The organism is Streptomyces sp. NPDC046557 (assembly GCF_040645975.1).
Lineage (GTDB): Bacteria > Actinomycetota > Actinomycetes > Streptomycetales > Streptomycetaceae > Streptomyces.
On the sequence record NZ_JBEYZH010000001.1, the window covers coordinates 560,681 to 583,572 of the forward strand.

The window sequence follows — 22,892 nt, forward strand, 5'->3', positions numbered from 1 at the left end:
TCAGACCGTGTCTTCGAGGAAGCCGCCGGACTGGTGCTGCCACAGCTTCGCGTAGGCGCCGTCCGCGGCGCGTAGTTCCTCATGCGTGCCCTGCTCGATGATCCGGCCGCGGTCGAGGACGACGAGGCGGTCCATGGTGGCGACCGTGCTCAGGCGGTGCGCCACCACGAGCGCCGTCCGCCCCTCCATGAGCCGCCACAGGGCGTCCTGGACGAGGATCTCGCTCTCCGAGTCCAGGGCGCTGGTCGCCTCGTCGAGCAGCAGGATCGGGGCGTCACGCAGGATCGCCCTGGCGAGGGCGACCCGTTGGCGCTGGCCGCCGGAGAGCTTGACGCCCCGTTCACCCACCATCGTGTCGAACCCCTCCGGCAGCCCGTCGGCGAACTCCGTGACGTGCGCGGCCTCCGCCGCCCGGCGGATCTCGGCATCGGTCGCGGCGGGCCGGGCGAACGCGATGTTGTCCCGTAGCGTGCGATGGAACATCGCCGGGTCCTGGGGCACGTAGGCGATCAGGCTGCGCAGGTCGGCCTGGCGCAGCCTGCTGATGTCCTGTCCCCCGATCAGGATGCGGCCCGCGTCGATGTCCGTCATGCGCAGCAGCAGCCGGGTGAGGGTGGTCTTGCCCCCGCCGGACCGGCCGACAAGGCCGATCTTCGTCCCGCCGGGCACGGCCAGGTCGAGGCGTTCGAAGAGCGGCTTCGCCCCCGCGTGGGTGAAGGTGACGTCCTCGAAGCGGACGTCGGCGGTGGTCTTGGACAGCAGCGGCTCCGGGGACGGCGGGTCGAGCACGGTCGGCCGCTCCAGCAGCAGCTCCGTGAACTGGGCGGCCTCCGTCATCGAGCTTTCCAGGCGGCGGTAGATCTGGTTGAACTCGAACATGATCCGGGTCGCGTTGGAGTAGTAGGTGAAGGCGACGACGACCGCCTCCACCCCGTGCCCCGACCCGGCGAGCGTGACGGCGAGGAGCAGGCCCAGCGCGTTGGTGACCACGGACATCGGGGCGACCAGCGTGTCGATGCGCAGGTTGCCGTAGTCCCAGGAGCGGAGCGTGAGGCGCCGCGATTCGGCGACCCGGGCCCGGTGCTCGGCGGCCTCGCGTTCCTCGGCCCCGAACGCCCGGATCGTGTCGATGTTCATGAGGCTGTCCGCGACATGGCCCGAGACCCGGGCGATCGCCTCCTCCCGCTTCCTGACGAGGGCCTGGCGTCGACGGATCAGCGGCGCCACGCAGAGCGCCGTCAGTGCGATCATCGACAACAGGGTGACGACGAGCAGAGGTTCGTACTGCCACAGCACCACCGATCCGAAAGCCAGCGGCACGAAGCTGCCCACGACGGAGAAGGTCAGCGTGTCGACGAACTCCTCGAAGCGGGAGGCGAAGCTCAGGACCCGCTTGGTCAGCGAGCCCGCGAAGTTGTCGTGGAAGAACGCGGCGTCCTGGGCGAACAGTTCGTCCATCCCGATCACGTAGAGGCGCTCGATGCCGCGGGCGTCGAGACGGTTCAGGCAGTGCAGTCCCACGCGCCACAACGTCTCGGCGAGCAGCAAGGTCCCCCCGAACGCCAGGACGTAGGGCAGCATCGGACCTATCCCGGCGCCGGCGCCCCCCGCGATGTGGGCGATGAGCTTGGCGACGACCAGCGGCGCGATGTAGTTGATGCCGATGTTGCCCAGCGCGGGGAGCAACATCGCGGGCGCGGTCAGCCACCTGAGGCGGACCAACTCCCGTCCGTAGTACCGGAGGGCGAGGTGCGTGGCGCCCGCGCCCGGCGAACCTTCCCGTAATTCGAGCGATGCCATGTCAACCCTGCGTCGTAGAACCGGCGGAGGATTGGCAGTGTCCTGCACCCACGCCCACCCAGTCCAAGCGTTTTCCCGCCCCGCCCCGGCTTCCGCCCCGGCGACCGCCGACCGGCCGGGCATGGGAAAAGGCCGCCCTCTCACGGATGAGAGAACGGCCTCCGACGTGCGTAAAGCACAGTCGGGACGACAGGATTTGAACCTGCGACCCCTTGACCCCCAGTCAAGTGCGCTACCAAGCTGCGCCACGTCCCGGTGCCCGCTGACCTGGGGTTTTCTCCCTGGCCGAACGTGCAGGGAAACAATACCGCACTTCGCCGGGTGGTCGCGCGCACATTGCGGCGGGGTGGGCGGTCTCACGGATCGGGGTGGGGGCGCTTGACCTCGACCGGGCTTGAGGTTGCACGGTAGGTGCATGACGCAAACAACGGCGGACACGGAGCTCCGCTACCACGACCTGGGTCGGCTGATCGCGCTCATGACGGGCGCCGAGAAGCACGGGCCCGCCGCCACCTCCACGCTCGACGTGCTGTGGGTGCTGTACGACCGGGTGCTGCGGGTGGGGCCCGGGTCCGTCGACGACATGGGGCGCGACCGGTTCCTGCTGTCCAAGGGGCACGGCCCGATGGCGTACTACGCCATCCTCGCCGCCAAGGGGTACTTCCCCGTCGAATGGCTCAGCGGCTTCGGCGGGTTCGACTCCCCGCTCGGCCACCACCCGGACCGCACCTTGATCCCCGGGGTCGAGATCGGCAGCGGCTCCCTCGGCCACGGGCTGCCGCTGGCCGTCGGCACCACGCTGGGGCTGCGGGCACAGGGGCTGGACGACCCGGCGGTGTGGGTGCTGATCGGAGACGCGGAGCTCGACGAGGGCAGCAACCACGAGGCGCTGGCCTACGCGGGTTCGGCCGGCCTGGAGCGGCTGCACACCGTGGTGATCGACAACGACTCGGCGACCCACGGCTGGCCCGGCGGGATCGCCTCCCGCTTCGAGGCCGCCGGCTGGTCGGCGACCACCGTCGACGGGCGGGACCACGCAGCGCTGTACGCCGCCTTCACGGCGCCGCACCCGGGCCGGCCGCACGCCGTCGTGGCCCGCGTGGAGAAGAAGCTCTGAGACCGGCACACCATCAAGGGGCAGGGGAGAAATGGACACGATGCGGGAGCGGTTCATCACGGTCACGTCGAAGATGCTCGACGAGGACCCCCGGCCGGCACTCGTGCTCGCCGAGATCACCATGGACGGGTTCCGGCCCGCCCAACAGCGCCACCCCGACCGGGTGGTCAACGTCGGGATCCGGGAGCAGTTGCTCGTCGGAGTGGGCGGCGGCCTCGCCTTGACCGGGCTGCGGCCGATCATGCACACCTTCGCCAGTTTCCTGGTGGAGCGGCCGTTCGAGCAGGTCAAGCTGGACTTCGGGCACCAGGGCACGGGCGGCGTCCTCGTCAGCGCGAGCGCGAGCTACGACTGGCCGGCCGGCGGTTTCACCCATATGGCGCCCGGCGACGTGGCCCTGCTGGACACCCTCGACGGCTGGACGGTGCACGTGCCGGGCCACCCCGACGAGGCCGAGGCGCTGTTGCGCGCCGCGTACGCCGCCGGGGACGACAAGGTGTACGTCCGCCTCAGCGCGCAGTCCAACGCCGAGCCGCGCCCCGCGACCGGCCCGGGCCTCCACACCGTACGGGAGGGACGCGCGGGCGTGGTGCTGGCGGTCGGACCACTGCTGGACAACGTGCTCGCCGCGACCGGGGGCATGGACGTGAGCGTGCTCTACGCGACAACCGTACGGCCCTTCGACGACGCGGCCCTGCGCGCCGCCGCCGCACGGGGGACGGCGGCCGACGTGGTGCTGGTCGAGCCGTATCTCGCCGGAACCTCCACCGCCGCCGCCAACGACGCCCTCGGCGACCGCCCGCACCGGGTCCTGGGCCTGGGCGTCGGCCGCGCCGAACTGCGGCGCTACGGAACCATCGCCGAGCACACCGCCGCCCACGGCCTGGACCCCCGCTCGCTCAGGGAGCGGATCTCCGCCTTCCTGCGGCCGGGCGCCTGAGATCCCGGCTCAGCGGCACCGGTCCTCCCGTTCCCGCAGCAGCTCCCCCAGCTCCGCCGCGAGGGCCTTCACCGTCCCCAGCCCCTCCGTCCCCCACCGCCTGGGCACCACGTCCACCGCGCACACCGTCCCCAGGACGAGCCCCCGCCGGTCCGTCAGCGGCGCCCCCGCGTACGAGCGCACTCCGCTCCCGTCCACGACGGCGTTGCCCGCGAAGCGCGCGAAGTCCCGTACGTCCTCCAGCACCAACGCCCGCCGCCGGACCACCACGTGGGGGCAATATCCCAGGTCGCGGGTCAGCACGCGGGCCGGGTAGCCGCTCGGCGGGGCGTCGGGACGGTGGTGGAGGCCCGAGAAGAACTGCCGTTCCTCACCGACGAAGTTGACCCCCGCGTACGGTGCCTCCAGGGTCTGCGCGATCCGCCGCGCGAAGGCGTCGAGTTCCGCGTCGGGCCGCTCCCCGAGGTCCAGTTCGCGCAGCCGGACCGCCCGGCCGGGCGCCTCCCGGTCCACCGGGGTGAGCAGCAGGTGGCCGGTCGATTCGTAGTACGTCATGACGGTTCCCCCGATCCTCCTAGGTGGCCGGGTCCGTCGGCCGCCCGGACCCGGCGTTGAACAGCAGGTGGTGGACGAGGGCGGCCAGCGCCCCCGTACCGGAACTGGTCAGCCGCGCGTCACAGCGCACGACGGGTACGTCCGGCCCCAGCCCCACCGCCTCCCGGACCTCCCCGGGCGTGTAGCGGTGGCAGCCGTCGAACTCGTTGACGGCGACGACGAAGGCGATCCCGCGCCGCTCGAAGAAGTCCACGGCCGGGAAGCAGTCCCCGAGGCGGCGCGTATCGGCCAGGACCACCGCCCCCAGCGCGCCCGCGCACAGCTCCTCCCACAGGAACCAGAAGCGCTGCTGCCCGGGCGTGCCGAAGAGGTACAGGACGTGGCCCCGGTCGAGGGTGATCCTGCCGAAGTCCAGGGCGACCGTGGTCGTCGTCTTCGCCTCCACCCCTTCGAGGGGGTCGGCGCTCTCGCCGAGGTCGCTCAGCAGCTCCTCCGTGCACAGCGGTTCGATCTCGCTCACCGCGCCCACGAAGGTCGTCTTCCCCGCCCCGAACCCGCCCGCGACCAGGATCTTCAAGGTCGTGGGAAGGCCCCGGTCGTCACAGCCTTCGGCGTAGGCCATCGAGCACCGCCCGCAGCAGGTCCAGGTCGTCGGTGGCGAGCGAGTCGCCGCCCGGGAACCTCGGGGCCCGCGCCTCGACGGCTCCGTGTTCCATCAGATCGGACAACAGCACCTTCACCACCCCCGCCGGGAGCCTCAGCTGCCCGGCCACCTCGGCGACCGTCACCGCCGACGCGCCGGCGCACAAGCGCAACGCGAGGGTGTGTTCCGCGCCGAGCGGCGCGCGCGGGCGTACGCCCGTCGCCGTGACCAGCGAGAGCAGGTCAAGCGCGACGGCGGGCCGGGTCCGGCCGCCGCTCGCGGTGTACGGCCGCATGACCCGGCCCGCCGTGTCGTCCAGCCAGGGGGCGGTGTCCCGCCCCGGACCGGACCCGTACGCCCCCCGCGCCCTGGCCCTCATCGCTCCGGATCGGCGACGGGCCGACGCGGCGGCGCCGCCAGGTAGGGACGTACGCTCTTCACCAGCATCGCCATCTCGTAGCCCAGCACCCCCGCGTCGGCCTCCCGGTCGGCGAGCACGGCGAGGCAGGTGCCGGACCCGGCCGCCGAGACGAACACCAGCGCCGTGTCGAGCTCCACCACCACCTGCCGGACCTCGGCGCCGGCCGCGAACCGGGAGCCGGCGCTGCGGCCCAGCGAATACAGGCCCGAGGCCAGCGCCGCCATGTGGTCCGCGCTGTCGGCGTCCAGGCCGTGCACGCAGCTCACGAGCCCGTCCGCCGTGAGCAGCACCGCGCTGCGCGTGTACGGCACCCGTTGGACCAGGCCGCCGAGCAGCCAGTCGAGATCCGAGAGCCGGCTTGTCCTGGTGGCCACTTCGCCGCTCATGAGGGTGTGCTCCTTGCCGGGGTGGGGGGTGGGGTGAGGAGTGGGGTAGCGAGGGGACGCGGGCCGGGGAGCCGGGCGGGGTCACGCCCGGGGCTCCGACTGGGCCCGGTCGAATCCGCGTTGGAAGGCCGCCATCAGGCCCGGGTCGTGTACGGGCGGCTCGGCTTCCGGGGTGCGGCGCGGGGCCGGGGCCTCGCGCAGCTCGGGCACGACGTGCTCCTGGGCGCGGCGCCGGGGCAGCAGCGGCCGGTCGGGGTCCGTGCGCGCGGCGGGCACCGTGAAGGCGACCGGAACCGTGTCGGCGGCGGGTCCGGGGTCGGCGGGGGCGGGGGCGGGGGCGGGGGCGGGCTCCACCACTGCATACGGAACCGATACCGGAACCGGCTCCGGCCGCCACACTGGTTCCGGCTCCCATTCCCCGACCGGCTCCCCCACCGACTCCCGAACCGGCTCCGCAACTCGCTCCGGTACCGGCTCGGCCCACGTCGGTACCGTCGGAGCCGCGTCCGCCGCCTCGGGCCGGCGCGGCGCGGGCGTGGTCGTGCGTACGGGTTCCAACGGGGGCATATGCGCCCCCGCCCCGGTCCCCCACGAGGTGGCCCGCCCGACATCGTGCGCGTCGGCGGCGTTCGACGCCTCCGTGCCCAGGAGTTCCTGCGGCAGGACGAGCACCGCGAGCACACCGCCGTAGATGTTGGACTTGAGCTCGACGGCGACCCCGTGCCTGCGGGCCAGCGCCGACACCACGAACAGGCCGATCCGGCCGTCCGCCAGCAGGTGCCGCACGTCGACCTGGTCCGGATCGCCCAGCAGGGCGTTCATCCGGCGCTGTTCCTCGGCCGGCATGCCCAGTCCCCGGTCCTCCACCTCGACCGCGATCCCGGCGGTGACGCGTTCGGCGCGCACCACCACGTCGGTGTCGGGCGCGGAGAAGACGGTGGCGTTCTCGACGAGTTCTGCCAGCAGGTGGACGACGTCGGCGACGGCGTGCCCACGGACGGTGCCGCCCGCCGGGGGCACCACCTTGACCCGCGTGTACTGCTCGACCTCCGCGACGGAGGAGCGGAGCACCTCGCTCAGGTCGATGGGCCGGGTCCACTGCCGCCGGGAGGCGGCGCCGCCGAGCACGGCGAGGTTCTCGGCGTGGCGTCGGATCCGGGTCGCGAGGTGGTCGACGTGGAAGAGCTCCTTCAGCAGGTCGGGATCCTCGACCGTGTCTTCCAGGTCGTCCAGCAAGGAGATCTCGCGGTGCACGAGGGATTGCAGCCGACGCGCGAGGTTGACGAAGACCTCGACCTTGCGGTCGCTGTCGGACGGGGCGGCCCGTCCGGCGAGCCGGACGAGGACCCCGTACGCCTGCTCGCGCGCACCGCGCAGTTCCTGCCCCAGCAGCCAGAACTCGTCCAGCCGGGTGGGGTCTCCGTCCGGCGGCGGCCCGCCGGCACCGCCGCGCACCGGGCGGGGCGGCGTCTCGCCGCGCTCCAGCCGGTCGAGGGCCGCCCGCAGTTCCTGGCGGCCGCGCAGGCTGGAGCGGCGAAGGGACTCGCACCGTTCGCGTACGGCCCTGGCCGCGCGCTGGGCGCCGAGCAGGGCGGCGGCGAGCGCGCCGACCACTAGCAGCCCGCAGCCGGTGAGGACGGGCCAGAGCCGGGGGTCCCGGGCGCCCGACCCGCCTCCGAGCTGCAAGGTGAAGATCACGGCGGCCGCGCCGCTGAGTCCGGCGGCGAGGGTGGGCAGGACGGCGGCCCGGACCAGCTGGGGGCGTAAGTGCCGGCCGGGGCCGGTGACGGCGTTTCTCGACGGAGCGTGGCGGGCGGCGCGGTATCCGGACATCGGGGTCCTCGGTACGTGGGGCCCGGTCCCCGGCACTGCCGAGGCCCGGTGTTGATCACCGGGTACCCACGCTAGACCGCACGCTCCCACCCGGGGCGCCGAGTCGGCCAACTTCACCGGGCTGCTTACCGCCTGGGAAGGAGCGCTCGCACGAGAGCCCGAATCCACCGCCGCCTCGGATCCGCCCGCGCTTCCGCCCGGCCGTCCGCTTCACCGCCACCGCCCGCCACGCAGCCACGCAGCCGCTACGAGCCCACCGCCTCCGGCTCCTCGTGGGCCGGCGCCGGCTTCGGCGCGGTGGCGGTCGGGTGGGAGGGGGACGGGGTCGCGGCGGGGGCGGCGTTCACGACGAAGGGACGCCACCACGGCTCGGCCGGCGCGTCGGCGGCTCCCGGCTCGAAGGGCCGGCCCGGTACGGGCAGGGCGATCACCGCACCGGCCGCCTCCGCCGCCGCGAAGGTGCCCTCGCCCGGCTCGTCCCACGGGTGCGGTGCCAGGTTGAAGGTGCCCCAGTGGATCGGGAGCATCGTGCCGCTCGGCGTGCCGCCCTGGAGGTCGAGGTGGGCTTGCATGCCCTCCTCCGGGGTCATGTGGATGTCGGGCCAATACTCGGAATACGCGCCGATCTGGATCATCGTGGCGTCGAACGGGCCGTGCGCGGCGCCGATCTCCTGGAAGCCCGGGAAGTAGCCCGTGTCGCCGCTGTGGTAGATCCGGTGCGCGTCGCCCGCCACGACCCAGGACGCCCACAGGGTGAACTGCTGGTTGCGCAGACCCCGCCCGCAGAAGTGGCGGGCGGGGGTGGCGGTGAGGGAGAGCCCGGCGACCTTGGTGCTCTCGTTCCAGTCCAGCTCGCGCAGCCGGTCCGCCGGGACTCCCCAGCGCTCCAGGTGGGCTCCGACGCCGAGCGGGACGGCGAACACCGTGTCCGTACCGGCCAGCGCCTTGATCGTCGGCAGGTCGAGGTGGTCGTAGTGGTCGTGCGAGATCACCACGACGTCGACCTTCCCCAGCGAGGCCAGCGGTACCGGTACCGGGTGCAGCCGCTTCGGTCCGGCGAACGGGAAGGGAGAGCACCGCTCTCCCCACACCGGGTCGAACAGCACCCGGCGGCCGTCGATCTCGGCGAGGACGCTGGAGTGCCCCATCCAGGTCAGTCGCAGCCCGCTCACCGGTGGCTTGGCCAGCTCGGCCAGCGTCGTCGGGTAGACCGGGATCGGCGCACCCGGGCTGCGCCGCAGGCGCTGCTCCTTGTGGAAGTAGATCTTGGCGAACTCCGCCATGGAACCGGACGGCCTGGTCCGGGCCCCCACCGGGTTCTGGAAGACCCCGTCGGCGAAGTGGGGCGAGCGCAGGATGCGCTCCAGCCGCGCGCCGGACGGGTCCGCGCCGAAGGCTTCGGGCCGCAGGGCACGCAGCCGCGGACGCAGAGGACGGGAGCCGGACAAGGCGCCTCCTGTGAGGATGGGGGCAGGACGATCGTGCGTGACTACGATCATCCCAACGCACACCGGGCCCCGAGGATTCCGCTCGCGGCCCCCGGCGTGTCGCGATACTCCGGTCCCGCCCGCCCCGCCGCCGCCCCGGCCCCCCTTGCGCCGACCCGCCATCCCGACCCCCGCCACCCCGACCCCGCCGCCCCCGTCGGCGCGTACGCCCTACAGCGGCAGCAGGTCCGGCCGCTTCGCCTCGACGTGGTCCCCGGAGGACTCGCCGCGCAGCCGCCGTCCGATCCAGGGCACCAGGTGCTCGCGCGCCCACTGGATGTTGTCCCGTGTCACGTCCACCGAGCCGCGCGGCCGCTCCGGCGGCCACGGCTGGTCGGGGTCGGCCGGCACGTCCAGGCCGAGGACCTGGGCCGCGCGCAGCGCCACCCGGGTGTGCCCCTCGGGCGAGAGGTGCAGCCGGTCGGCGTCCCACGCCCGCCTGTCCTGCACGGACTTGAGGGACCAGAGGTCGAGCACCGGGCAGTCGTACCGGTCGGCGATGGCGCGCACGTGCGCGCTGTACGTCGCCACCTTGCCCCGGAGGTGCTTGAGGACCGGCACGCCCCGGGTGTCGAAGCCGGTCGTGATCATGACGCGGCCCACGGAACCGGCGAGGTCGGCGACGGCCGCCTCGAAGCGCTCCGCCACGTCGTCCGGGTCGGTTCCCGGACGGATGATGTCGTTGCCCCCCGCGCAGAAGGTGACGAGGTCGGGCGCGAGGGCCTTCGCCCTCGGCACCTGCACGGCCACGATCTGGTCGAGGAGCTTCCCCCGGACGGCCAGGTTCGCGTACCGGAAATCGTGTTCTTCCCGCTGGTCGGCCAGGAGTACGGCCAGCCGGTCCGCCCAGCCGAGGTACGAATCCCCGGGTCCCGGGTCCCCCACGCCCTCGGTGAAGCTGTCCCCGATCGCCGCGTACGAGCCGATGGTCTTGAGTGTCGTCGTCGTCGCTGCCACAGCACCACATCCTTCACCCCCACGGGCGACCTACGCCAACGTAAGCAGGGTTTGACGGACCGTGATCTACGCCACGATGCACATGAGGAATAAGAAACGCGTGAGGCCGGAACCCTCCCGGGGTCCCGGCCTCACGCGTCTGCGGGCTCACGCTCTGGCGCGTCAGATGGTGACGCCCTTGGAGCGCAGGTACGCCAGCGGGTCGATGTCGGAGCCGTACGCCGGGCCGGTGCGGACCTCGAAGTGGAGGTGCGGGCCGGTCACGTTGCCGGTGGCGCCGGAGAGTCCGATGCGCTGTCCGGCGGTGACGCTCTGGCCGACCGAGACGGAGATCTGCGAGAGGTGGCCGTACTGGGAGTACTTGCCGTCGGCGTGCCGGATCACGACCTCGTTGCCGTACGCGCCGCCCCAGCCGGCCGTGACGACGGTGCCGGCGCCGACCGCCTTGACGGTGGTGCCGGTGCTCGCGATGAAGTCGACGCCGGTGTGATAACCGGAAGACCACATGCTGCCCGCCTGCTTGTACGGGGTGGAGGTCCCGCCGTCGACCGGGGCGACGAATCCGGACGCCGAGACCGCGCCGGTGGAGGAGCCGGAGCCCTGCGCGGACGGTGCGGCCTGCTGCGCCTCGGCGGAACCGCTGCCGGAGCCGGACTCGGAGGGTGCCTGAGCCTTGGCGGAGGAGCGGTCGGGGGAGGCCGGGGCCGAAGCCGCGCCGGAGTCCCGGGAGGCCGTCTTGGCAGAGGTGCGGTCGCCGTGTCCGTCATGGTCCGCGCGGGCGCCGAGGGTCAGCTTGAGGCCCGGGTGGATCAGGGAGGGATCCGCGCCGACGGCCTCGCGGTTGTCGGCGTACAGCCGCTCCCAGCCGCCGGAGAGGTGGCGTTCGGCGGCGATCTTCGAAAGGTAGTCGCCGGGGACGACGGTGTAGACGCCGGGGGCGGTCGCCGGGGCCGAGGCGGGCGCGGCCTGGTGGGAAACCGGGAGCAGTGGGGCCTGGACGGGCAGTGCGGCGGGGGCGGCGGCCGGGGCGGCGTGGGCGCCGGCGGCGCCCATCAGCGGGAGCGCCAGGGCGGCGCCACCGGTGCCGGCGGCGGCCAGTCCGCGGGACATGGCACGGGACTTAGGGCGGCGGTGCTTGCCGTGTGCGGGCATGACGAATTCCTCTCCGTCGCCTGCGAGGTGAGCTGTCGGGTTCGGACTGGAGATGTCCGGCCGTACGCAGCGGTGTACGACTTCACCCCGAGCCGTTCCGGCGGGAAGATCCGGAACAGCGGCTTACCTGGTTCCCCCGCTCCTGCCGCGCGCGTGAATAGTCGGGTGCGGTTCCCGGGCGGCGGCAGGATTCGGCGGTCCACCCGGATCGATCGCGAAGGTAATCGAGTGGGGGCACACACAACAAGCCATGAATTCCCTGACGCAATAGCAGATTTGGGAGGGCGACTGAATTCCCGTCACCCTCCGTCCATTCCGGCCCCTCAACGACCGCCTGGACAAGGGAATTCGGGTTTCGCGATCAGGCACGCTCGGTCACCGTATGATCTGGCTCACGGGATCCGGCGCGATCTCGCCCCCGGATACGGCAAGTTGTTCTCAACCGGCTTAATTCGGACAGCGTGGCGTCGGCCCGACGGTCGCGGCCACACCCCGGCCGCGAGCCCACGACGAATGCGGAGGACCCGACCCGTGACCCAGCAGATAGCCGCCGACCCACCCACCGGGCCCGAACTGTCCGGAGTGCGCAATTTCCGTGACGTGGGCGGGCTGCCGACCACCGACGGACGAAGGGTCAGGTCGGGACTTCTCTTCCGAAGCGGACATCTGGCGCATGCCACCGAAAACGACGTGGAATTCCTGTCCTCGCTCGGCCTCCACACCGTTTTCGACTTCCGCAACGGGGCCGACCACGCGCTGGAAGGACCGGACGTCGATCTGCCCGGTGTCCGGAACGTGAACATTCCGCTGACGGACCCGGCGGACGGCCGGGAGTTTTGGAAAATGGTCCGCGACGGAGATCTGGGGCAGCTCCGGGGTCTCCTGGGCGAGGGAAGGGCCGCCGCCCGGATGAGGACCTCGTACCGGGCGATCATCAGGGATCGGACGGCCGAGCACAGCCGGGTCGTACACGCGCTCGCCGAGGACAGCGTCCCCGCCCTGATGCACTGCGCGGCCGGCAAGGACCGGGCGGGACTGTCGATCGCCGTCACGCTCCTCGCCCTCGGCGTGGAGCGCGAGGCGATCGTGGCGGACTACCTGGAGTCGAACGCCCCGCACAACCGCTACCGGGTGCGCCGCAGCGACGACTCCGCCGACGCGCGCTCCCCCGAGGTGATGGAGCTGCTGGCTCCGCTGTTCGACGCCCGCGCCGAGTTCGTGACCGCGGCCTTCGAGACGATCGACGAGACCTGGGGCGGGGTGGTGCCCTACCTGGCCGAGGGACTCGGACTCACGTCCGCGACCCTCGGCCGGCTCAGGGACCGGCTCCTCGACTGAAGCGACTCCCGGGCGGGTCGTCAGCGGTTGCCGACGGCCTGCTTCACCAGCGTCCTGCCGAAGTCCCACATCAGGGCCCCCCCGCCGTGCGCCTCGTCCATGACCTCGCGGAAGGCGCCGACGAACCGGTCCACGTCCTGCTCGTCGATGATCAGCGGCGGGATCAGTTTGATGACCTCCAGGTGGTCCCCGGAGACCTGCGTGAGGATCCGGTGCTTCTGGAGCAGCGGCACCACGACCATCTGCGCGAAGAGCCCCTTGCGGGCCGCCTGGAGCATCGTCCAACGGCTGCGCAGCCCGAGCGAGGAGGGCCGGCCGAACTCGATGCCGATCATCAGCCCGCGGCCGCGCACCTCGTGCAGCAGCTCGTACTCGTCCACCAGCGCCGCGAGCCGGCCGCGCAGCAGGTCGCCCGTCGCCCGGGCACGGGCCACGATCCCCTCGTCCTCCATGACACTGAGCACGGCCAGTCCGGCCGCCATCGCCTGGGCGTTGGACCCGAAGCTGGCGGAGTGCACCAGCACCCGGTCCATGGAGGAGTAGACCTTCTTGAAGATCCAGTCCTTGCCGAGGGTCGCCCCGACCGGTACGTAGCCCCCGGAGAGCGCCTTGGCCACGCACACCAGGTCGGGTTCCACCCCCGGTTCGTTCTGGTACGCGTAGAAGTCACCGGTACGTCCGAGGCCGGTCTGCACCTCGTCGGCGATCAGCAACGCCTTGTGGCGGCGCAACAGGTCCTGCGCGGCGAGCAGGAAACCGGGTGGGGGCGCGAGGACCCCCTTGCCCTGGATGGGTTCCACGACGAACGCGGCCACGTCGCCGCGTTCCAGTTCCCGCTCCAGCGCGGCCAGGTCGCCGAGCGCGATCTTCGTGTCGGGGAGGAGGGGCGCGAAGCCGTCGCGGAAGCCGCCCTCCCCGTTGACCGAGAGGGAGCCGGTGGTCAGGCCGTGGAACGCGTGGTCGCAGTAGAGGACCCTGGGGCGTCCGGTGGCGTACCGGGCGAACTTGAGGGCCGTCTCCACCGCTTCGGTGCCGCTGTTGCCGAAGAAGACCCGGTCCAGGTGGGGGCTGTGCGAGAGCAGCTTCTCGGCGAGCAGGCCGGGCAGGGGCTGGCAGTCGAAGCGCGTGAGGTCGGCGAGCTGGGCGTCCAGGACGTCGTGCAGCGCCCGGCGGACCACCGGGTGGTGCCGGCCGAGGCCCATCACGCCGAACCCGGCGAGCATGTCGAGGTAGTCGTTGCCCTCGGCGTCCCAGAAGTGGGCGCCTTCGGCCCGCTCGTAGACCTTGTCGAAGCCGATGGTGCGCAGCATCCGGGGCAGCTGGTGGTTGAGGTGCCGGGCGTGCAGCTCGTACCGCTCGGCACCGCGTTCCGCGAGCAGGGCCCCGAGGTCGAAGCCCTTGCCCCCTCCGGTCGCGGACGTCATGCCGACGTGCCGCGGTTGCCGCCGATCGTCTCCCTGGCCGCGCGGAGGGACTCCTTGAGGGAGCCCATCGTGGCGAGGACGGCGGTCGGCTCGTACCCGCAGTGCGCCATGCAGTTCGCGCAGCGCGGGTCCTTTCCGCGGCCGTACTTGCTCCAGTCGGTGTCGTTGATCAGTTCCCGGTACGTCGGGACGTATCCGTCGCTCATCAGGTAGCAGGGGCGCTGCCAGCCGAAGAGGGAGTAATTCGGAATGGCCCAGGCGGTGCAGGGGAAATCGACCTTGCCTTCCAGGAAGTCCAGGAAGAGCGGGGAGTGGTTGAGCCGCCAGCGTCGCCGGTTGCCGCCGGCGAATGCCTTCTTGAAGAGTTCCCTGGTCTGTTCGACGCCCAGGAAGTGTTCCTGGTCGGGGGCCTTTTCGTAGGCGTAGGCGGGCGAGATCATCATTTCGTCGACCTTGAGGTCGTCGTTGAGGTAGTTCAGCACCTCGATGATCGTCTGCGGGGTGTCGGTGTTGAAGAAGGTGGAGTTCGTGGTGACCCGGAAGCCACGCCTCTTGGCCTCCTTGATGGCGGCCACCGCCTCGTCGAAGACGCCTTCCTTGGCCACGGACTCGTCGTGCCGCTCGCGCAGCCCGTCGATGTGCACGGCGAAGGCGAAGTACGGGGAGGGGGTGAAGTTCTCGATCTTCTTGCGGAGCAGCATCGCGTTGGTGCAGAGGAAGACGTACTTCCTGCGGGCCACCAACTGGCGCACGATCTCGTGGATCTGGGGGTGCATCAGGGGCTCGCCACCGGCGATGGACACCATGGGGGCCCCGGACTCCAGCACGGCGCCGACGGCCTGGGCGACGGGCATGCGCTGCTTGAGCACCCCCGCCGGGTGCTGGATCTTCCCGCAGCCCTCGCAGGCCAGGTTGCAGGCGTAGAGCGGTTCGAGCTCGACGATCAGCGGGAACTTCTCACGCTTGCGGAGCTTCTGTTCGAGAAGATAGGTCCCGACCCTGATGGACTGTCGCAACGGCATGGCCATCTGGCTCACCTCCTGGGGAGCGGCAAAGAACGGTGCCAGTCATAAAACGCGGGCAGTACGGCACGCAACACGCGGAAGGCCGATATTCCTCCGCGAACCGTGCCGATTCGGACGAGCTCATGCTCCGGAGCGTCCACGATCACCCGGACGGCCGCAACCGGACGGCTCGCGCCGCTGGTGGCGGTCCACAGGGTGGCCGCGGATTCCATGTCGACGGCGATGGCGCCGGTGGCGCGCAGCTGGGCGCGCTCCTGGCCCCGTACGACGTGGTCGGATCCGGTCAGTGCGCCGGTGTGCACGGTCCGGCCGGGAAGGGCCCGGGCCAGTGCCTCGGCGAGCAGGGGGGCGCCGTCGCAGACGACGGTGCCGCGGGGGTCCCGGGCCTCCTCGGCGACGACCAGGTCCCCCGGGTTCATGCCGGGGGCGAGGCCGGCGCAGAAGCCGGTGGCGAGGACGGCGGCGCCGGCCATGCCGGTCGGGGCGAGTGCCCGGGTGACGGCGCGGTCGGCGGCGCGCGGGCCCATGCCGGTGCGCAGGACGGCGTACGCGCGCGGCGAGCCGCGGTCGCCACCGCTGCGCAGGGCCAGCCGTTCGATGCGCAGGGCGCAGGCGATCAGCAGCGGTACGCCGGAGGGGGCGGCGCGGTCGCCCGTCACGTCTCCTCCGCCAGGATCGCCGTGGCCTCGCGCACGGGGTCCGCCACGGCCTCGCCCGCGGACGTCGCCGCGGTCTCGTGCGCGGGGCGAGCGGGGACCTCGCGCGCGGGCCCGACCGGGGTCTCGTTCGTGGGCCGCACTGTGGCCTGACCGGTGGGCACCGTCGTCTGACCGGTGAGCCGCGCCGTGGCCTGACGGGCGGGGCGCACCGTGGCCCCGGCCAGGGGCCGCGTCCTGCCGTCGGGGCCGAACGGTTCCCCGTACAGGTAGCGGCCGAGCGCGGTCAGCGGGAACACCTGCCGGTACAGGTGGTAGTTGATGGAGAAGTCCCAGGGGAAGCCGGTGCCGGTGAAGTACGGCTCGTCCCAGGAGCCGTCCTCGCGCTGGGTGTGCACGAGGTGGGCGATGCCGCGTTCCACGGCCTTGCCCTCGCGTTCGCCGGCCGACAGCAGGGCCATGAGCGCCCAGGCGGTCTGGGAGGGGGTGGACGCTCCCTTCCCCGCCCAGGCCGGGTCCTTGTAGGACCGCTGGTCCTCCCCCCACCCCCCGTCCGCGTTCTGTACGGACTCCAGCCAGGCCACGGCCCGTCGGATCGCGGGGTGTCGGGTGGGCATTCCCGCGGCGGTGAGGGCCGGGACCACCGAGCCGGTGCCGTAGACGTAGTTGGTGCCCCAGCGTCCGAACCAGGCGCCGCTGGGCTCCTGTTCGGCCAGCAGCCAGTTGATGCCGCGCCGGGTCCGGGGGTCGCCCGCCTTGCCCTCGACGGCCAGCATCTCGACGACGTGGGCGGTCACGTCGGCCGAGGGAGGGTCGATGACCTCGCCGAAGTCACAGAAGGGGAGCCGGTTGGGGTACGGGCTGGTGTTGTCGGCGTCGAAGGCGCCCCAAGCACCGTTCCTCGACTGCATACCGAGGTTCCAGGACACCCCGCGGGCGATGGCGGCCTCGACCCTCGCCGGTTCGGGGTGGGCGATCCGGCGCAGGGCCAGGACCACCTCGGCGGTGTCGTCGATGTCGGGGTAGGTGTCGTTGTGGAACTCGAACGCCCAGCCCCCGGGGGCGAGTCCGGGCCGTCGCACGGCCCAGTCGCCGCTCCGGGTGATCTCCTCCCCGAGCATCCAGTCCGCGGCCTTGAGGAGCGCCGGGTGGTCGGCCGGGACTCCCGCGTCGGCCAGGGCGATGGCGGCGAGGCAGGTGTCCCAGACCGGCGACTGGCACGCCTCGATCATCCGCGAGCCGTCCTCGCGCCAGACGGCGAACCGGTCGAGGGATTCCAGGCCGGCCCGCATCACGGGGTGGCCGAGGTCGTACCCGAGCAGGTGCAGCGCGATGACGGAGTAGACGGCCGGCGGCTGGATCCCGCCCCAGCAGCCGTCGTTCTCCTGGCGCTCGATGATCCAACGGGCGGCGGTGTTCATGGCGGCCTTGCGCAGCCGGCGCGGGGCGAAGCGCCGGTAGAGGTGCAGGGCCTTGTCCATGCGCTGGAAGGCCCCGTCCCAACTCGTCACCGGGGCCATGGGTTTGACCGGATTCGGGTGGCGCGCGTCGGTGTGCAGCTCGTCCAGCGCGAACGGCGCCGGACGGACCGGGCGCAGGGCGGAGACCACGGTGAGCGGGACGATGGTCTGGCGGGCCCAGCAGCCGAAGTCGTAGATGTTGAGGGGCACCCAGGGGGGCAGGAAGATCAGTTCCGGCGGGAGTTCGGGCAGGTGGTCCCACTTCCACCAGCCGAACAGGGCCAGCCAGATCCGGGTGAAGACCCGGGCGGCGGCGATCCCCCCGTGGGCCCGGATCCAGGCGGAGGCGCGCGCCATGTGGGGGGCGTCGGGCGGGTCCCCGGCGAGTCGCAGCGCCACGTACGCCTCGACGGTGGCGGAGAGTTCGGGCGGTCCGCCGTGGAAGGTGGCCCAGGTGCCGTCCTCGCGTTGCCCGCCCCGGATGAATTGGGCGGCGGCCCGCGTGGTGGCCTCGTCCCGGATGCCTAGGAACTGCCGCAGCAGCAGGTCCTCGGCGTCCATGGTGACGTTGGTCTCCAGGTCGCCCTTCCACCAGCCGGCCGGGTCCTGCAAGTCGAGCAGGTGGCGGGTGGCGCGCTCGGTGGCGTCCCGGACCCCGGGCAACGGGCCCGGGGTGGCGGCCGGCTCGCGCGCGGGCCCCGCGCCCGGGGTTCCGCCGCCGTCGGTCGTCGCTGTCATGGCTTCCCCTTCGTGCAGTGGTCTCTGCTGTGCTGGGGTCTGCCGTCGGCCGGTGCACGCCTAGGCGGTGCCGAGTGGGTGGGCGGCGCCGGCCGGCGACTCATGATTCATATCCGCGCCCAGGCGATAATCACCTCTTGCGCACGACGACGAAGTCGGCGAGGGCGACGAGTTGGTCGCGCACCCGCTGCGGCATGTCGACGTCGTCCAGCGCGCGGATCGCCACCGTGTGCTGGCGGCGGGCCTCGTCGGCGGTCCACAGGCGTCCGCCGGCCTCCTCGATGAGGGCGGCTCGGGCGGCGAACTCCTCTTCCGAGAAGTTCTCGAAGTCGTTGCTCTTGGCGTCGGCGGCCAGCAGCCGGGCCAGTTCCTCGCAGGCGGGTCCGCCCGCCGCGAGGGCGGCGACGACCGGCAGGGACTTCTTGCGCTGGCGCAGGTCGCTCCAGGTCTGCTTGCCGGTGGCCTCCGGGTCGCCCCAGATACCGAGGAGGTCGTCGACGGCCTGGAAGGCGAGGCCGAGGTGGTACCCGTACTCCTCCAGCTTGTCGGCGGTCCGGTCGTCCGCGCCGCCGAGGACGGCGCCGATGGAGACCGCGCAGGCGAGCAGGGCGCCGGTCTTGTTGCCCTCCATCTCCAGGCACTCCTCGACGCTGACGCGCTCGCGGTGCTCGTAGGAGATGTCCTGCGCCTGCCCGTCGATGAGCTTGCGGGTGGCGGTGGTCAGTCGGCGCGCCGCGCGGCCCGCCTCGACGGTGCCCAGCTCCAGCAGGACCTCGTTGGCGAGGGCGAAGAGCGCGTCGCCGACGAGGATGGCCTGCGCCGGTCCGTGCACCTTCCACACCGTGTCGCGGTGGCGACGCTGCTCGTCGCCGTCCATCAGGTCGTCGTGCAGCAGGGAGAAGTTGTGGACGAGTTCGACGGCGACGGCGCCGGGGATGCCGACTTCGGCCGCGACGCCCGCGGCTTCGGCGGAGAGCAGCGCGAGGGCGGGGCGCACGGCCTTGCCCTGGTCGCCGTCGGCGGGGTTGCCCTGCGCGTCGATCCAGCCGAAGTGGTAGGCGGCGACGGTGTCCATGGGCGCCGCGAGCCGGTCCACGGCGGCGCGGAGCACGGGGGTGGACAGCGTGCGGCCGCGTTCCAGGAGGGCGAGCGTGTCCGCTGCCTCTCCACCGGCCGCGCCCACACTGCCGCCGGTGTTCTCGACAGCCGGATTCCCCGGGTTCACTGGCTCTCCTCTGGTTCCTGTACGTGCTGCTGAGCGTGGAGCGGGTGTGCCGCTGGTGCTGGTGGTGGTCATGCCGCCTCTTGCAGGGGGTGTTCGCGGTGGCGGCCGAGCGCGGCGAGTGCGGCGTGTGCCGCGCCCAGTCCGCTGCGGACGGCGCTCTCCATGGTCGCGGGCCAACCGGTGGCGGTCCACGCACCGGCGAGAAACAGCCCCGGCGTGTCGGTCCGGAAGCCGGGGCGCAGCCGGCCGACGCCGGGGGTGGGGGCGAAGGTGGCGGTGCGTTCCCGGGTGACGAAGAAGTCCTTCACCTTGGCGCCGCGTGCGGCCGGCAGCAGCCGTTCCAGTTCGGGCAGGTACTTGGTCCGCAGGACGGAGACGGGCTCGTCGATGTCCTGCTGGGCGACGGACTGGGACAGGGCCAGGTACTGGCCGCCGTCGGTGAGTCCGGAGGCGTCGGTGCGGTCGAAGACCCACTGGACCGGGGAGCCGAGCGCGGCGAAGAAGGGCCGCTTGAGCACTTTGCGGTCGTAGACGACGTGGACGTTGAGGATGGGGGCGGTGCCGATGTCGAGGAGCTTGTCGGGGTCGGCCAGGGCGCCGGGCGGAAGCAGGCCGTGGGCCTCGCGCTGCGGGACGGCGAGGACGACCGTGGCGGCGTCCAGGGTCTCGGTCTCGGTGTCCACCCGCCAGTTCCCGTCCTCGGAGCGGGTGATGTCGGTGACCCGGGCGCGCAGTTCGGTGCGTACTCCGGCGGCGTCGAGTTGCTTGCGGGCGAGGGTGTCGTGCAGCTCGCCCAGCGGGACCTTGGCCCAACCGATGTCGGCGGCGCCGTTCTCCGAGAGCAGGCCGGTCTTGAAGACCATGGCGGCCAGGCCCAGCGAGGACTGGTCGGCGGTGGCGTTGAGGGTGGCGATGCCGACGAGGTCCCACAACGCCTCGATGGCGCGCGGCGACTGGCCGTAGCGGCCCAGCCAGGTCGCGAAGTCCAGGCCGTCCAGCGCCGGGTCGGCGGGGTCGAGGCGGCGCAGCGCGAGGGCGGCGCGCCCGACGGACGCCCGTTCGGCGAGGGACAGGTGCGGGTAGCGCGCCAGGGACGAGGCGAGGTGCAGGGGTACGGGCAGGGCGCTGCGGCGCAGTCGGCCCAGGCGCGGGCCCCCGGGGTGGGCGACGTCGAGCACGGGGACGTCGAGTCGCTCCTGCAGCGGCGCGAGGGCGGCGCCGCCGACCCGGTCGAGGAACCAGCGGTACGCGGTGCAGCAGCGGAGGTAGACGTGCTGGCCGTTGTCGACGGTGAGGTCGCCGCGTTTGAAGGAGAAGGCGAGGCCGCCGAGGCGGGGCCGGCTCTCCAGGAGGGTCACCCGCAGTCCGGCGTCGGCGAGTTCGAGGGCGGCGGTGACCCCCGCGAGGCCACCGCCGATGACCACCGCGTGGTTCGAGGTCATGCGCGCTCCCTTGTCGCCCCGAAGGACGCCGGGGCGTCGCAGGGGGTTGCTCCGGCGGCCATCAGGTCCGCCTCCTGGTGCTCTGGCGGGAGATGGTCCGCGCGTCGAGGCCGGAGAGGCCGCGGACGGCGACGTAGGCCTTCTCATGGGTCGGCAGCGAGACCCGTCCGCGCAGGACGGCCTCGGGTTCGCGTTCGATGCGGTCCAGGAGGCGCCGGTAGATGCCGGCCATGGCGGCGACACAGGCGCCGCTGCGCCGGTCGAGCATGGGCAGCAGCCGGTACCCCTCGACGAACAGGGCGCGGGCGCGGCGGACTTCGTGGTGGACGAGTCCGGCGAAGTCGGCGCCGGCGGGTGCCCGGTCGGCGTGGAAACCGTCGGAGCAGCCGAACTTGGCGAGGTCCTCGGCGGGCAGGTAGGTGCGTCCGCTGCCGGCGTCCTCGCGAACGTCGCGGAGGATGTTGGTGAGTTGCAGCGCGAGGCCGAGGGTGTCGGCGTACTCGGGGGCCCGGGCCGCGTCGGCGGCGCCGGGGGCCGTGCCGAACACGCCGAGGGAGAGCCGTCCGATGGCGCCGGCCACGCAGCGGCAGTAGACCTTGAGGTCGTCCCAGGTCTCGTAGGTCTGGCCGCGGACGTCCATCAGGACCCCGTCGATGAGTTCGTCGAGGCCGCCGAGGGGGATCGGGAAGCGCCGGGCGGCGTGGGCGAGGGCGACGGCGACCGGGTCGGTGTCGTCCTCGTCGATCGCCTCGGCGCGGATCCGCCCGAGCAGGGCGCGGGTCTCTTCCAGCCGGGCGAGCTTGGCGTCGGCGGGCAGCGTGCCGTCACCGATGTCGTCGACGCGGCGGGAGAAGGCGTACAGCGCGGACATCGCCTGCCGCTTGTCCGTGGGCAGCAGGCGGATGCCGTACGCGAAGTTGCGCGCCTGGGCGCCGGTGACGGCCTCGCAGTAGCTGTAGGCCGCGGAAATCGGTGCGGACAGCACGGTCGGTGCGGACGGTGCGGACGGTGCGGACGCGTGTGTGGGGCCCTCCACGTTCGGGCTCACCCCTTTCTCGGCGCTGTGCGCAGGACGGCGGCCACCTCGCGGAGCAGGCCGCTCCTGGTGGGCTTGGGCGGGCCGGGGGCTACGTCGAAGCCGGCGGCCGCGATGGCGTTCAGGGCGGCACGCCCCCCTCCCACGAAACCCGCGAGCAGCAGCCGGAGCCTGCCGCGCACGCTGCCCACGAGCGGGGTGCCCTCGTCCAACAGCGCGCGGGCGCGTTCGGTTTCGAATGCGATCAGGGAGCGTACGGACGCTCCGGCGGTGGGCGCCTTAAGGTCGGTCTCCTCGACGTGGAAGCGGCGCATGTCCCGGCCGGGGAGGTAGATCCGGTCGCGGCCGAGGTCTTCGGTGACGTCCTGGAGGTGCTCGGCGATCTGCAGGGCGGTGCAGATCGCGTCGGAGTGGCGGACCCGCTCGGGGGTGCTGGTCCCGGTGAGGGAGAGGACGAGCCGGCCGACCGGGTTGGCGGACAGCTCGCAGTACGCGACGAGGTCCTCGTACGTGTCGTAGCGCGCGACCCGCTGGTCCTGGCGGTTGGCCTCGATGAGCCCGAGGAAGGGTTCGGGCGTGAGGCCGTGGGCGCTGACCACGGGCTGGAGGGCCTGGAGCAGCGGGTGGCGCGGGGGGCCGTCGGCGGCGCCGAAGACGCGCTTGAGGTCGGCTTCGAAGGCGTCGAGCATGGCGAGCCGGTCGTCGGTGGCGGCCGGGTCGAGACCCAGCAGTACGGCGTCGCGTCCGCCGGGGGCGAGGTCCCCGTCGCCGATGTCGTCGACCAGCCGGGCGTACCCGTAGACCGCCATCAGGCCCGTGCGCCAGGCGCGCGGGAGGAAGGCGGGGGCGACGGGGAAGTTCTCCGTCCGGGCCTTGCCGAGGGTGGCGCGCGCGTGGGCCTCGGAGGCTGTGGGGGCCGTGTGCCGCCCGGGTCGGGTGCCGTGCCCCGGGGTCACCGCCCGCCGCCCGGGGCGGGGACGGCCGCCGTCCCTGTGGGCCGGAGAATTCCCATAGCCATTGCCGTCACATCTCCCGTTCTACACTGCCGACCCAAGTCATCCTATTTCGGACACGCCGCCGGACTTTACCCGGGGGTACCCCCGGCTTTTTCGACTGCGGGGAAACGTCCCCTCTTGGCGCGATTGGAGAACCGGTCCAGCTTACGCTGTACAACGCCGCGAGGGCCTATCGGGTATTCGTCCGAGAGGAAATGTCGAGGACCGGAATACACGCCTCACGCCGAGGCCCCCACCGCGC

20 protein-coding genes, 1 tRNA gene and 1 riboswitch are annotated in these 22,892 nt (G+C 72.5%); of the genes, 3 read left to right on the forward strand and 18 right to left on the reverse strand.

Features of this window, described 5'->3' with window-relative positions:
- Complete coding sequence (locus ABZ934_RS02775) at nt 1-1,800, reverse strand: ABC transporter ATP-binding protein (RefSeq protein WP_361307768.1); 1,800 nt, start codon at nt 1,798-1,800, stop codon at nt 1-3.
- Nucleotides 1,801-1,981: 181 nt separating this feature from the next.
- A tRNA-Pro gene (locus ABZ934_RS02780) sits at nt 1,982-2,055 on the reverse strand.
- A gap of 160 nt (nt 2,056-2,215) precedes the next feature.
- Here ABZ934_RS02780 and ABZ934_RS02785 point away from each other — a divergent pair.
- Entirely contained in the window at nt 2,216-2,917 is a 702-nt protein-coding gene (locus ABZ934_RS02785) for a transketolase (RefSeq protein ID WP_361307770.1), read from the forward strand.
- Nucleotides 2,918-2,948: 31 nt separating this feature from the next.
- On the forward strand, nt 2,949-3,857 hold the full coding sequence (locus ABZ934_RS02790; RefSeq protein ID WP_361307772.1) for a transketolase: 909 nt from the start codon (nt 2,949-2,951) through the stop codon (nt 3,855-3,857).
- A gap of 9 nt (nt 3,858-3,866) precedes the next feature.
- Here ABZ934_RS02790 and ABZ934_RS02795 read toward each other — a convergent pair whose 3' ends face one another.
- The 8 genes from ABZ934_RS02795 to ABZ934_RS02830 form a co-directional block, all read right to left on the reverse strand.
- Nucleotides 3,867-4,412: a GAF domain-containing protein gene (locus tag ABZ934_RS02795; RefSeq protein WP_361307774.1), complete on the reverse strand. Its 546-nt coding sequence runs from the start codon at nt 4,410-4,412 to the stop codon at nt 3,867-3,869.
- 19 nt (nt 4,413-4,431) lie between these two features.
- Complete coding sequence (locus tag ABZ934_RS02800) at nt 4,432-5,034, reverse strand: ATP/GTP-binding protein (RefSeq protein WP_361307776.1); 603 nt, start codon at nt 5,032-5,034, stop codon at nt 4,432-4,434.
- Nucleotides 5,012-5,434: a DUF742 domain-containing protein gene (locus ABZ934_RS02805; protein WP_361307778.1), complete on the reverse strand. Its 423-nt coding sequence runs from the start codon at nt 5,432-5,434 to the stop codon at nt 5,012-5,014. The genes ABZ934_RS02800 and ABZ934_RS02805 overlap by 23 nt, the downstream gene beginning before the upstream one ends.
- Nucleotides 5,431-5,862 (reverse strand): roadblock/LC7 domain-containing protein, encoded by a 432-nt coding sequence (locus tag ABZ934_RS02810; protein WP_361307780.1) that lies wholly within the window; start codon nt 5,860-5,862, stop codon nt 5,431-5,433. Before ABZ934_RS02810 ends, ABZ934_RS02805 begins: the two co-directional genes overlap by 4 nt.
- A gap of 81 nt (nt 5,863-5,943) precedes the next feature.
- Nucleotides 5,944-7,695 carry an ATP-binding protein gene (locus ABZ934_RS02815; protein ID WP_361307783.1) on the reverse strand — a complete coding sequence of 584 codons (1,752 nt, stop codon included), beginning with the start codon at nt 7,693-7,695 and terminating at the stop codon, nt 5,944-5,946.
- A 245-nt stretch (nt 7,696-7,940) separates the two neighbouring features.
- Nucleotides 7,941-9,143, reverse strand: a complete 1,203-nt coding sequence (locus ABZ934_RS02820; protein ID WP_361307785.1) for an MBL fold metallo-hydrolase — start codon at nt 9,141-9,143, stop codon at nt 7,941-7,943.
- Nucleotides 9,144-9,353: 210 nt separating this feature from the next.
- On the reverse strand, nt 9,354-10,139 hold the full coding sequence (locus ABZ934_RS02825) for an SGNH/GDSL hydrolase family protein (RefSeq protein WP_361307787.1): 786 nt from the start codon (nt 10,137-10,139) through the stop codon (nt 9,354-9,356).
- Between the two features lie 162 nt (nt 10,140-10,301).
- Nucleotides 10,302-11,291 carry a M23 family metallopeptidase gene (locus tag ABZ934_RS02830; protein WP_361307789.1) on the reverse strand — a complete coding sequence of 330 codons (990 nt, stop codon included), beginning with the start codon at nt 11,289-11,291 and terminating at the stop codon, nt 10,302-10,304.
- 4 nt (nt 11,292-11,295) lie between these two features.
- A riboswitch (cyclic di-AMP (ydaO/yuaA leader) is annotated at nt 11,296-11,465 on the reverse strand.
- Nucleotides 11,466-11,822: 357 nt separating this feature from the next.
- Here ABZ934_RS02830 and ABZ934_RS02835 point away from each other — a divergent pair.
- A complete protein-coding gene (locus ABZ934_RS02835; protein WP_361307791.1) occupies nt 11,823-12,629 on the forward strand; it encodes a tyrosine-protein phosphatase in 807 nt (268 codons plus the stop codon).
- Nucleotides 12,630-12,649: 20 nt separating this feature from the next.
- Here ABZ934_RS02835 and ABZ934_RS02840 read toward each other — a convergent pair whose 3' ends face one another.
- The 8 genes from ABZ934_RS02840 to hpnC all read right to left on the reverse strand — a co-directional run bounded on the left by ABZ934_RS02840 (nt 12,650) and on the right by hpnC (nt 22,591).
- Nucleotides 12,650-14,053 (reverse strand): aspartate aminotransferase family protein, encoded by a 1,404-nt coding sequence (locus ABZ934_RS02840; RefSeq protein WP_361307793.1) that lies wholly within the window; start codon nt 14,051-14,053, stop codon nt 12,650-12,652.
- A complete protein-coding gene (hpnH, locus tag ABZ934_RS02845) occupies nt 14,050-15,081 on the reverse strand; it encodes an adenosyl-hopene transferase HpnH (RefSeq protein ID WP_361307795.1) in 1,032 nt (343 codons plus the stop codon). The genes ABZ934_RS02840 and hpnH overlap by 4 nt, the downstream gene beginning before the upstream one ends.
- A gap of 5 nt (nt 15,082-15,086) precedes the next feature.
- Nucleotides 15,087-15,737, reverse strand: a complete 651-nt coding sequence (locus ABZ934_RS02850) for a 1-hydroxy-2-methyl-2-butenyl 4-diphosphate reductase (RefSeq protein ID WP_361307797.1) — start codon at nt 15,735-15,737, stop codon at nt 15,087-15,089.
- Nucleotides 15,734-17,932: a squalene--hopene cyclase gene (gene shc, locus ABZ934_RS02855; RefSeq protein ID WP_361307799.1), complete on the reverse strand. Its 2,199-nt coding sequence runs from the start codon at nt 17,930-17,932 to the stop codon at nt 15,734-15,736. Before shc ends, ABZ934_RS02850 begins: the two co-directional genes overlap by 4 nt.
- A gap of 130 nt (nt 17,933-18,062) precedes the next feature.
- Complete coding sequence (locus ABZ934_RS02860) at nt 18,063-19,229, reverse strand: polyprenyl synthetase family protein (RefSeq protein ID WP_361307801.1); 1,167 nt, start codon at nt 19,227-19,229, stop codon at nt 18,063-18,065.
- Nucleotides 19,226-20,599 carry a hydroxysqualene dehydroxylase HpnE gene (gene hpnE, locus ABZ934_RS02865; protein ID WP_361307803.1) on the reverse strand — a complete coding sequence of 458 codons (1,374 nt, stop codon included), beginning with the start codon at nt 20,597-20,599 and terminating at the stop codon, nt 19,226-19,228. Before hpnE ends, ABZ934_RS02860 begins: the two co-directional genes overlap by 4 nt.
- Before the next feature lie 61 nt (nt 20,600-20,660).
- Complete coding sequence (gene hpnD / locus ABZ934_RS02870; protein WP_361308693.1) at nt 20,661-21,581, reverse strand: presqualene diphosphate synthase HpnD; 921 nt, start codon at nt 21,579-21,581, stop codon at nt 20,661-20,663.
- Nucleotides 21,582-21,643: 62 nt separating this feature from the next.
- Nucleotides 21,644-22,591, reverse strand: a complete 948-nt coding sequence (gene hpnC / locus ABZ934_RS02875; RefSeq protein WP_361307805.1) for a squalene synthase HpnC — start codon at nt 22,589-22,591, stop codon at nt 21,644-21,646.
- Nucleotides 22,592-22,892 lie beyond the last annotated feature (301 nt).